Below are 10031 nucleotides of genomic sequence, written 5' to 3'. Positions count from 1 at the left end.
CCTGACCGGTGTATGTGGTGGCCATCGGCGTCGGCATCATCAAGACCCAGTACGACGACCCGGCCCCGGCCGTCGCCGCCGGGCCGTCCGCCGCGCCCGTCCCGACCGCGACCGCCACGCCGTTCGGCGCCAAGTCCAACGGCAACCACTTCGGTTCGCTGCGCGACCTGCTGCTGCCCGTCCCGGCCGGCTACGAACCCGGCCCGGACGAGGGCGGCTACGGCAACGACACCGAACTCGGCGCCGAGTTCCTGTCCGCCGAACTGGACGACGAACTCCAGCAGATCCCCAAGGACAAGCGCGACAAGCTCCGCTCCTACTGGGAGGGCCTGCACGTCAAGGCCACCGGCGTGCGGACGTACCGGACCAGCGAGGACGACCTGGTGGTCGGCCTGAAGCTGCGCCAGTTCAACCAGCAGGAAGTGCAGAAGCTCAACGAGTACACCGCGGTCTTCACCGGCGACACCGGCCTGTTCCGGATCGGCCCGGAGATCCCGGGCCACCCCGAGGCGCACTGCTACCTGATGCCGGCGCCGCCGTCCGCGCCGATCGACTACCTGGAGTGCTCGGCCGCCGAGGGCGACCTGCTGGTGGTCATGAACGTCGAGGGCGTGGCACCGCTGCCCAAGGACCGGATCGTCGCCCTCTTCACCCTGCAGCTCGACCGCCTCGCCCGCCCGGGAGCGTCCGCATGACCGACCACGCCACCCCGCACGAGCCCGCCGCCCTCGCCGAGACCCCCGCGGGCACCCCCGCCGAGGCCGCCACGGAGACCTTCGCGGAGACCTCCACGGGCACCCCCGCCGAGTTCCCCGCCGCTCCCGCCGCGGAGACCCCCGAGGAGCACGAGGCCCGCCTCGCCCGGCGCAGCGCCCGCCGCAGGGCGGCCGCACGCTGGGCCACCGCCACCCTGGTGTTCGCCCTCGCGGGCACCGGCGCCGCGCTGGCCGTCACCGCCCCCGAGCGCACCGACCTGCCCGGCCTGGCCACCCCGGGCGACGGCCGCTACACCTTCCCGCCGCTGACGCTGCCGCCGCTGCCCTCGGGCAGCAGCGCGCCGGACCGTACGGGCGGCAAGAACGCCCTGCACGCCGCGGACCTGCGCTACCTGCTGCTGCCCGCCCCCAAGGAGGCCGGCGGCAGCCTCACCCCGGCGCTCTACCCGGTTCCCACCGCCTCGGCCACCGGCGCCCCGTCGGCGAGCGCGACCCCGACCCCGAGCCCGACCGCCTCCGCCTCGGCCTCGGCGTCGGCCTCGGCGGGCGCGAGCCCGTCCACGGCCCCCGCCGGCCAGGCCCCGGCCGACTGGGTCACCTGCGACGCGATCCTCGCCGACCAGCGGGACCCGGCCGAGCTCCGCGCACTGCTCCTGCAGGACGCCTGCCGGGCGGCCACCGTCCGGGAGTGGACGGCCTCCGACGGCACCCGCACCCAGATCCGGCTGCTGCGCTTCGGTGCCTCCTTCGAGTCCTGGAACGTCTTCTCCTCCCTGCGTTCCGACGCCAGGCCCAATGCCCTGCCCGGTGCGAAGAGCACCTCCCACAGCGCCTGGGACACCGTCGAGGGCGTCCACCTGGACGCCCAGGAGAGCTCGGCGAAGGGCGCCAAGGGCACGCCGAACGCCCGCGTCGCCTACCTCTGCGCCTCCGACCTCGTCGCCGTCGTCACGATGACCAACCCCGACGGCGTCCCGGACGCGGCCTTCCGCCAGGTGGTCACCCTCCAGTCCGACCTCCTCGCCTGACACCGGCAGCCCCCCGCCCCCGCCGCCCGCACGCCCCTCACGGCGTCAGCCGGGCGGCGGCGGGCAGGTGGTCGCTGGAGGTGGCGGGCAGGGTCCAGGCGGCGGTCGCGGACAGGCCTCGGGTCATGACGTGATCGATCCGGGCCAGCGGGAAGACCGCCGGCCAGGTGAACCCGAAGCCGCCGCCCGCGCTGTCCTGCGCGGAGCTCAGCCGGCTGGTGACCGGGGCGAGCGCGTGGTCCCCGGCGGCGGTGTTGAGGTCGCCCAGCAGCAGCACCCGGCGCAGGGGCTCCTCGTCCAGCGCGGCGCCGAGCGCGGCGAGGTTGCGGTCGCGGTGAGCGGTGGCGAAGCCGGTGACGTTGAGCCGGACGGAGGCGAGATGGACCACGTACACGGCCAACGGCCCACCGGGGGCCTGGACTTCGGCCCGCAGCGAGCGGCTCCAGCCCGGGTCGATGGTCAGCCGCCGTGCGTCGGTCAGCGGGTAGCGGCTCCACAGCGCGACGGTGCCGATCCGCGTGCGGTGCGGCAGTTCGGCGTCCAGCACGTGCTGGTAGACGGGCAGCGCGGCGTCGGTGACCTCCTCCAGGGCGACCAGGTCGGGGCGGGCGGCGAGCAGCGCCCGGGCCGTGCCGGCGGGGTCCGGGTTCTGCGCGCTCACGTTGTGGGTGACCGCGGTCAGGCCCGCACCGCCGGCCGGGCCCGCACCGCCCCCCGGCGGCGGGCCGCCGCCGGCGAGCACCGGCCCGAGCACGACGGCCCACACCGCGGCCAGCACCACCGCGGCGCACGCCGGCACCGGCGCGCGGCGCAGCGCGGCGACGAGCAGGACGGCGGGCACCACGACGCCGGCCCAGGGCAGGGCGCTCTCCCACAGGCTCCCCAAGTGGACGCCCAGGCTCGGCACCCGCCGGTGACCGGCCAGGGCGAGGGCGGTCAGCAGGGCCACGGCGGCGGCCACGCGGCCGCGCCGCCAGCGCCCGACCGGCGGGCGCCGCTGCCGACGGCGTCGACGGCCGGCCGGGCGGGCGACACCCGCCGAGGCGCCCCCCGCCTCCGGGCCCGCCTCCGCCTTCGCCACCGGCCCCGCCTCCGGCCTTGAGACCGCTCCCGCCCCCGGCGCGAGCCCCTCCTGCGATCGGATCATGAACGGCCCCCTACCCGGCCGCGTCGGGCAACTGGGCCGGACAGGTCCCGCCAGGGCTGGTCAGCAGCTCGAAGTGCCAGATCTCGTTGGCGTACACCTGGCAGAGCCCGTACCGCGCGCCGTGCTGGATCAGCCAGTAGTCGGCATTGGTCGGGCCGATGTCGATGGCCTTGCCCGAGACGTGCGCCGACTTCTCCGGAGTGTTCACGAACTGCCTGGCCCGCTCCAGACTCCCGTACCTGGCCACCCCCTTGTCGAGCAGCCGCTGCTGGTACTCCTTGCTGCGCCAGCCCGAGGTGACGGTCATCTCGATGCCCTGGGCGCGCGCGTCCCGGGCGGCCTGCTGGACGGCTTCCAGCAGTGGCCTGTCCAGGTTGCCCACCGCCGGCGCCCCGGTGTCGAACGGGGTCAGCGTCGTGCCGTCGGGAATGTCGCCGTCCGCCCCCGCCGAGGAGCCGGAGCCCGGAGCGAGGGAGGAGGAGAACGGCGCGACGGTGGCCGCCAGGGTCCGCAGCGCCGCCTCGGTCGCCGGCGGATCGGCGGCCGCGCAGGCGCCGGCCAGCGCCAGCACCACCACCGCCCCGGTGCCCACGGCCACCGCCCGCCGGCCACCTCCCGCCGTCCGCCACCGCGTCGCCTCCTGGCGCGTCGTCCCGTCCATCGCTGCCTCCCGGCGCTCGTCATCTCGCCGCGACGGGGAAACCCGGCGGCCACACCATGGGAGGAAATGCGGTGTTACCAGGACGTCTGCACTAACCGATACGTTTTCGATAGGCCCGTTCGTGTCCAATGGACACCAACGGCAACGGCAACGGCAACGGCAACGACAGCAAGAGCGGGACGGGAGAACAGCGCGTGCGGGTCCTGGTGGTGGAGGACGAGATCTACCTCGCCGAGGCGGTCCAGGCGGGCCTGCGCCTGGAGGCGATCGCCTGCGACATCGTCACGGACGGCGACGCCGCCCTCGAACGCCTCGCCGTCCACACCTACGACGTCGTCGTCCTGGACCGCGACATCCCCGGCACCCACGGCGACGACGTCTGCCGCACCATCGTCGAGCACCGCCTGGGCTGCCGCGTCCTCATGCTCACCGCCGCCGCCCGCCTCAACGAGAAGGTCGCCGGCTTCGAACTCGGCGCCGACGACTACCTGACCAAACCCTTCGACCTCGCCGAACTCGTCGTCCGGCTGCGCTCCCTGGCCCGCCGCCCCGCCCAGGCCGCGCCCCCCGTCCTCGAATACGCCGGACTGCGCCTGGACCCCTTCCGCCGCGAGGTCTACCGCGACGGCCGCTACGTCGCCCTCTCCCGCAAGCAGTTCGCCGTCCTGGAGGTCCTGATGACCGCACGCGGCGGCGTCATCAGCGCCGAGAACCTCCTCGAACGCGCCTGGGACGAGAACGCCGACCCGTTCACCAACGCCGTCCGCATCACCATCTCCGGCCTGCGCAAACGACTCGGCGAACCCTGGGTGATCCAGACCGTGCCCGGCGTCGGCTACCGCCTCACCGACGGCACCCCCACGTGAGCGCCCCGCCCCGCACCCGCCCCGCGCCGCGGCCGCGCCGCCTGACCGCCCGCCTGCGGCTCACCCTCAGCTACACCCTCTTCGCCGTCATCACCGGCACCCTCTGCCTGGCCGTCGTCTACATCGGCATGCGCTACATCCCCAACTACCCGCTCACCTCCTCCAACCCCCGCGACCGCCTCTCCGCCCCCTCCCGCCAGGAGATCCTCCGCTCCCTGCTCACCATCTCCGGCTACGCCCTGGCCCTGCTCACCGCCGTCGGCACGATCGGCGGCTGGTTCATCGCCGGCCGCGTCCTGCGCCCCCTCCAGGACATCACCAGTGCCGCCCACCGCGCCGCGAGCGGAGCACTCGAACACCGCATCGCCCTCGCCGGCCCCCGCGACGAGTTCACCGACCTCTCCGACGCCTTCGACGAGATGCTCGAACGCCTCCAGCGCTCCTTCGACGCCCAGCAGCGCTTCGCCGCCAACGCCTCCCACGAACTGCGCACCCCCCTGGCCATCACCCGCACCATGCTCCAGGTCGCCGCAGCCGACCCGGCCCGCCAGGACTGGACCACCCTCGTCACCCGCCTCCAGGACACCAACCAGCGCGGCATCGAGATCAGCGAAGCGCTCCTCCAACTTGCCGACCTCGGCCACACCGCCCCCGAACTCGAACCCCTCGACCTGGCCCGCACCACCCGCGACGCCCTCGCCGCCGTCCAGGAGGAGGCCGCCGCCCTGGGCGTCACCGTCACCACCGACTGCCGGCCCGCCCCCGCCACCGGCAACCCGGTCCTGCTGCGCCAGGCCGCCGTCAACCTGCTGCAGAACGCGCTGCGCCACAACCTGCCGACCGGCGGATCCGTCACCGTCACCACCGGGGCCGATCCGGACCACCCCGGCCGGGTCCGGCTCGCCGTCACCAACACCGGCCCCCGCCTGGCCTCCGAGACGGTCCCCACCCTCACCGAGCCCTTCCTGAGGGGCCGCGGCCGCACCGCGCAGTCCGACCCCGCCCGCCGCGGTCACGGCCTCGGCCTGGCCATCGTCGTGGCCATCACCGACGCCCACCACGGCGACCTCGGCCTCACCCCCGCCCCCGGCGGCGGCCTGCACGCCACCCTCAGCCTCCCGGCCCGCTGAGCCCCGGCCGCCGAGCCACCGAGCCGCCGAGCCCTGGGCCTCACCCCGTGGGCTGCCCCGGCCGGCCCGGCACCCACAGCGGCACCGGGCCGCCGAGCGCCATGTACCGGGCCGCGTCCTCCTCCAGCCACCCGTCCACCCGGCCCGGATCGCCGCCGCACGACTCCACCAGCGCGGCGGCCGCGATCCGGGCACAGGCCAGCATCAGCGCCAGGGTGTCCCGGCGGTGGTACCGCTCGCGGACGTAGGCCTCGCCCCGCTCGTCGATGCGCCGGCCGTGCGCCTCCCGGCCCTCGGCCGCCGAAGCGCCCCCGCCCCCGTACCCGCCCCCGCCGTCGGCGTCGGCGTCGGCGGTGACCGCCTGGACGCCGTGCCACACCAGGGCGAGCGCGGCCGGTTCGGCCGGGTGCGTCACCTCCGCCCGGCCCGCCTGCTCACGGGCCTCCGCCGACCGCCGGCCCAGCCACTCCAGCACCGCCGGCACATCCCCCTCGCGGGCCTGGAGCACCAGCTCCGCCGCCCGGTACGCGAGCGCCCGCAGGACCTCCCCGGCCGGCACCCGCAGCCCCGGCGCCGGCGGCTCGCCGAACGCCAGCCAGGCGTCCGCGAATGACGCCGCCCGCATCCGCCCCAGCCACGCCGGAGCCCCGGCCGCGTCGCCCACCCACTCCTGCGCACCCAGCCGGACCAGGCCCGCCGCGGCAAGCCGCGCCGCGTCCCCGTCCAGCCCGCACAGCCGTCCACCCCTCACCGCGCACCCCCGTCAGCGCCCTCAAATCCCGTGACGGGCACATCCCACCACACCAGGACGCAAGCGAACTAGACAGGGACCCGACAAAAATTCCGGACGCCGCCCAGCCCCCGATCAGCGGCAACCGCCCCGACGGCCCGCCCGGCGCGGCCCGCTCACAGGGCGGTGAGTTCGCCCAGCCCCAGTGTGCGCAGCGTGTGGTCGGCCAGGTGCAGGTGGCCGACGCCGTTGGGGTGTGTGGGGTCGTCCAGCCACGGGATCGCCTCGCCGTCGGGGAACTCGGCGAGCCAGTACGCCTCGTGGTCGACGAGCAACGCGCCCGTCTCCGCGGCGAGTTCGCGCACGGCCTGGCAGTACGCGGGCAGCTCGGGGCGGGCGGCGCGCCCGGCGTGGCTGGCCACGAGCGGCGTGTGCAGCACGATCTGCGCGCCGGCGGACCGGGCGACGATCTCGCGCATGGCGTCGCGGAACTCCCCGAGCCCCTCCAGCCCGGCGGGGGCGTCGTTGGTACCCAGCGAGAGCGACAGCACGTCCGGTGCGAACCGCCCGATGACGAAGTCGTACGCCCCGAGGACGTCGGTGGCCCGCCAGCCGGACACGCCGGTGTTGACCACGACGTCCGTCAGCCGGCCGAGCTGCCAGCAGAGGCGTTCCTGCACGTGCTCCACCCAGCCGCGCGCGCCGTGGGTGTGCAGGGCGGCCCGGGTGATGCTGTCCCCGGCCGCCACCCAGGTCATCGCACCGTTCGACAGTTCGACCATGTGACCATCCCCCTTTGATGGTTCGTCCTGTGCCGCGGTCCCCGCCGCGGTACCCGAAGAGTTGATCACAGGCGTGCGGGACCGGCGGGCGGCGGGGCGGGCCTCCACGGGGAACCGCGCCGCCGGAACCGGGGCGCCGCTACGCGAGGTGGTACTGCACGGGGGTGGGGACCCGGGCGCCCAGTTCGGCGGCGGCGCGGCGCGCCCAGTACGGGTCGCGCAGCAGCTCGCGGCCGAGCAGGACGGCGTCGGCCTTACCGGCGGCGAGGATGTCCTGGGCCTGGACGGGGTCGGTGATCAGGCCGACGGCCGCCACGGGCATGCCGGCCCCGCTGCGCACCGCCTCGGCGAAGGGCACCTGGTAGCCGGGTCCGGCGTCGATCGTGGCGTCGGGGACGAGGCCTCCGGTGGAGATGTCCATCAGGTCCACGCCGTGGGCCAGGAGTTCCTTGGCGAGGCGGACGGTGTCCTGGGAGGTCCACCCGGTGCGGCCGTCCTGCGGGTTCTCGGTGAGCCAGTCGGTCGCGGAGACGCGGAAGAGGACGGGCAGGTCCTCGGGCCACGCCGAGCGGACGGCGTCGACGACCTCCAGGGCGAAGCGGATGCGGCCCTCGAAGGAGCCGCCGTACGCGTCGGTGCGGTGGTTGCTGTGGGGGGAGAGGAACTGGTGGATCAGGTAGCCGTGGGCGCCGTGGATCTCGACGGCCCGGAAGCCGGCGTCGAGCGCGCGCCGGGCGGCGTCGGCGAACTGCCGGACGATCCCGCGGATCTGCTCCTCGGTGAGTTCGTCGGGCCTGGTCCGGGCGGGGGCGAAGGGCAGGGCGCTGGGGGCGAGCGGCGTCCATCCGTGGGCTTCGTCCGGGGCGAGGGCGCGGCCGCGGTCGATCCAGGTGCGCTCGGTGGACGCCTTGCGGCCGGCGTGGGCGAGCTGGAGGGCCGGCACAGTGCCCTGCGCCGTCAGGAAGGAGGTGATCCGCCGGAAGGCCGCGACCTGGGTGTCGTTCCAGATCCCGAGGTCGTAGGGGGTGATGCGGCCTTCGGGGCTGACGGCGGTGGCCTCCATGATGATCATCCCCGTGCCGCCGGTGGCGCGTGCCGCGACGTGGGCGAAGTGCCAGTCCGTCGGGGCGCCGGCCGCGTCGCCGTCCGGAGCGGCGCTGTACTGGCACATCGCCGCCATCCAGACGCGGTTGGGGACGGTCAGGGTCCTCAGGGTGTAGGGGGTGAAGAGGGTGGTGCTCATGGGCGGACTCCTGTCGGCGGAGGCGGGGCCGGGGGCGGGAGGGGCGAGGGGAAGCCTTCTCGAATGATTGCAGGTGCACTTTGCGTGACACCACAATAGTTGTGTGCGCCGATTGGTTGCAAGCGCTGGCAATTTCACTCGGCGTCGCCACTGCCGGCCGGACGCGCTCCCGCGCGATCCTGGTCCCCACGGCCGTCGGCGCTGCGCCGCCCGCGTCCACCGTCCGGGCGGCGGATCCGACCATGCGTCACCAGGAGGTCCGATGAAGATCCCCGGTCCCGACCCCCGGCCGGACGGCGGGGTCGGCGCCATCGCGCAGGCGGGCGGGCTGCACGCCTACCAGCTGCGGCTGCACGCCGAGTACGGCCCCGTGGCACGGTTCCAGCTGCCCGGCGCCGAGACGGCCGTGTCGGTCGCCGACCCGGTGCTGCTGGAGGCCACCGCGCACCTGGACCGCCGCCCCGAGCGCCTGTTCTCCTTCCTGGACCCGCTGTTCGAGGCCGGCAACCTGCAAGTGCTCCCGGCGGACGAACACGCCCCGTGGCGCCGCACCCTGCTCTCGGTCCTGGCCGGCCGCCCCTCGCACGAGCAGGCCTTCGACCGCTTCACCGCGCTCGCGACCGGCCTCGCGGACCGCTGGGCCGCGCGGGGCGCGCGGGGCGAGGCCGTCGCGCTGCAGCAGGACCTGACCGCCCTGTCCCTGCGGATGATCTGCGCGTACGCCCTGGGCGGCGAGGTCGAGGGCCCGGACGTCGTCGCCGCCGCCTTCGAGGAGGTGCTCGCCGACTACCTGGAACGGCTCTACCAGGTGCCCCCCGCCGTCGACCCGCAGGAGCGCGCCGAGCGGACCGCGCGGGCGCTCGCCCTCCTGCGCGCGACGGTCGACCGGGTGATCGCGGCCCACCGCAACGGCGGCCGCGCCGACCGCAGCGACCTGGTCGGCGCACTGGTCGAGGCCGGCGAGCGCCCCGCCCGGATCCGCGACACCGTCCTCGCGACGATGCTCGCCGCCCACCACACCACCGGCGTGGCCGTCTCCTGGACCCTGCACCTGCTGGGCCGCCACCCCGAGGCGGCCGAACGCGTCACCGGGGAACTGGACCGCGTGCTCGGCGACCGCCCGGCCCCCGGGTGCGCCGACCTGCGGCGCCTGCCGTACCTGCGGACGGTCCTCCAGGAGTCGATGCGCCTCTACCCGCCCGGCCCCTACGGCGCGCGCCAGACCACTGAAGCGCTCACCCTCGGCGCGTACACGGTCCCGGCCGGGGCGGTGGTCTTCTACCCGTTCTGGGCCATCCACCTGAACCCCGACCACTGGCCCGAGCCCGAACGGTTTCGCCCCGAGCGCTTCACCCCGGAGCAGGCGGCCGGACGTGCGCGGCTGGCCTGGGTCCCCTTCGGGTTCGGCCCGCGCAGCTGCGAGGGCGCCGCCCTGGCCATGGTCGAGTGCGAACTGCTGCTGGCCGTCCTCCTCAAGCGCCTGCGCTTTCGGCCCGTGCCGGGCCACCGGGTGGTCCCGGCCGAACGGTTCGTCCTCTGGGCGGCCGACGACATCCGCATGCTCGTCAGCCCGCGCGGGGGCGGGTGAGCGCCGCAGGGCCGGTGGCGCGCCCGGCCCGGCCCCGGGCGTGGGGGGGGCCCCGCGGGTAACGAGCGCGGGGCACCCGGCTGGGGGGGTGGGGGGGGTCAGCCCGCGCGGGCGATTGCGGGGTGGGGGGGGGTTGCGGC

The 10031-nt window shown here is 75.5% G+C and carries 10 protein-coding genes; 5 read left to right on the top strand and 5 right to left on the bottom strand.

Going from position 1 to position 10031, the window contains the following annotated elements; genetic code table 11:
• Window positions 1-17 precede the first annotated feature (17 nt).
• On the top strand, window positions 18-695 hold the full coding sequence (locus tag ACFV6I_RS17610) for a hypothetical protein (protein ID WP_380426174.1): 678 nt from the start codon (window positions 18-20) through the stop codon (window positions 693-695).
• Window positions 692-1744 (top strand): hypothetical protein, encoded by a 1053-nt coding sequence (locus ACFV6I_RS17605; RefSeq protein WP_380426172.1) that lies wholly within the window; start codon window positions 692-694, stop codon window positions 1742-1744. The genes ACFV6I_RS17610 and ACFV6I_RS17605 overlap by 4 nt, the downstream gene beginning before the upstream one ends.
• Before the next feature lie 37 nt (window positions 1745-1781).
• Here ACFV6I_RS17605 and ACFV6I_RS17600 read toward each other — a convergent pair whose 3' ends face one another.
• Complete coding sequence (locus ACFV6I_RS17600) at window positions 1782-2891, bottom strand: endonuclease/exonuclease/phosphatase family protein (protein WP_380426170.1); 1110 nt, start codon at window positions 2889-2891, stop codon at window positions 1782-1784.
• A 10-nt stretch (window positions 2892-2901) separates the two neighbouring features.
• Window positions 2902-3552, bottom strand: a complete 651-nt coding sequence (locus tag ACFV6I_RS17595; protein WP_380426168.1) for a M15 family metallopeptidase — start codon at window positions 3550-3552, stop codon at window positions 2902-2904.
• A 194-nt stretch (window positions 3553-3746) separates the two neighbouring features.
• Between ACFV6I_RS17595 and ACFV6I_RS17590 the strand changes: the two genes are divergently transcribed.
• Window positions 3747-4418: a response regulator transcription factor gene (locus ACFV6I_RS17590; protein ID WP_063353004.1), complete on the top strand. Its 672-nt coding sequence runs from the start codon at window positions 3747-3749 to the stop codon at window positions 4416-4418.
• Window positions 4415-5548 carry a sensor histidine kinase gene (locus ACFV6I_RS17585; RefSeq protein ID WP_380426166.1) on the top strand — a complete coding sequence of 378 codons (1134 nt, stop codon included), beginning with the start codon at window positions 4415-4417 and terminating at the stop codon, window positions 5546-5548. Before ACFV6I_RS17590 ends, ACFV6I_RS17585 begins: the two co-directional genes overlap by 4 nt.
• 40 nt (window positions 5549-5588) lie before the next feature.
• Here ACFV6I_RS17585 and ACFV6I_RS17580 read toward each other — a convergent pair whose 3' ends face one another.
• The 3 genes from ACFV6I_RS17580 to ACFV6I_RS17570 form a co-directional block, all read right to left on the bottom strand.
• Window positions 5589-6299, bottom strand: a complete 711-nt coding sequence (locus ACFV6I_RS17580; protein WP_380426164.1) for a hypothetical protein — start codon at window positions 6297-6299, stop codon at window positions 5589-5591.
• Window positions 6300-6454: 155 nt separating this feature from the next.
• Window positions 6455-7060, bottom strand: a complete 606-nt coding sequence (locus ACFV6I_RS17575; RefSeq protein WP_363376142.1) for an SGNH/GDSL hydrolase family protein — start codon at window positions 7058-7060, stop codon at window positions 6455-6457.
• Window positions 7061-7199: 139 nt separating this feature from the next.
• Entirely contained in the window at window positions 7200-8303 is a 1104-nt protein-coding gene (locus ACFV6I_RS17570) for an NADH:flavin oxidoreductase/NADH oxidase (protein ID WP_380426162.1), read from the bottom strand.
• 262 nt (window positions 8304-8565) lie between these two features.
• Between ACFV6I_RS17570 and ACFV6I_RS17565 the strand changes: the two genes are divergently transcribed.
• On the top strand, window positions 8566-9891 hold the full coding sequence (locus ACFV6I_RS17565) for a cytochrome P450 (RefSeq protein WP_380426160.1): 1326 nt from the start codon (window positions 8566-8568) through the stop codon (window positions 9889-9891).
• Window positions 9892-10031: the final 140 nt, after the last annotated feature.

The organism is Kitasatospora sp. NPDC059803, from assembly GCF_042732255.1.
Lineage (GTDB): Bacteria > Actinomycetota > Actinomycetes > Streptomycetales > Streptomycetaceae > Kitasatospora.
The sequence above is the reverse complement of the archived record's forward strand: the minus strand, read 5'-3'. Positions and strand labels throughout refer to the sequence as shown.

Coding starts and splice junctions, on each gene's coding strand:
- ACFV6I_RS17605 (WP_380426172.1), top strand. CDS start 692: ATGACCGACCACGCCACCCCGCACGAGCCCGCCGCCCTCGCCGAGACC.
- ACFV6I_RS17600 (WP_380426170.1), bottom strand. CDS start 2,891: ATGATCCGATCGCAGGAGGGGCTCGCGCCGGGGGCGGGAGCGGTCTCA.
- ACFV6I_RS17595 (WP_380426168.1), bottom strand. CDS start 3,552: ATGGACGGGACGACGCGCCAGGAGGCGACGCGGTGGCGGACGGCGGGA.
- ACFV6I_RS17575 (WP_363376142.1), bottom strand. CDS start 7,060: ATGGTCGAACTGTCGAACGGTGCGATGACCTGGGTGGCGGCCGGGGAC.
- ACFV6I_RS17570 (WP_380426162.1), bottom strand. CDS start 8,303: ATGAGCACCACCCTCTTCACCCCCTACACCCTGAGGACCCTGACCGTC.
- ACFV6I_RS17565 (WP_380426160.1), top strand. CDS start 8,566: ATGAAGATCCCCGGTCCCGACCCCCGGCCGGACGGCGGGGTCGGCGCC.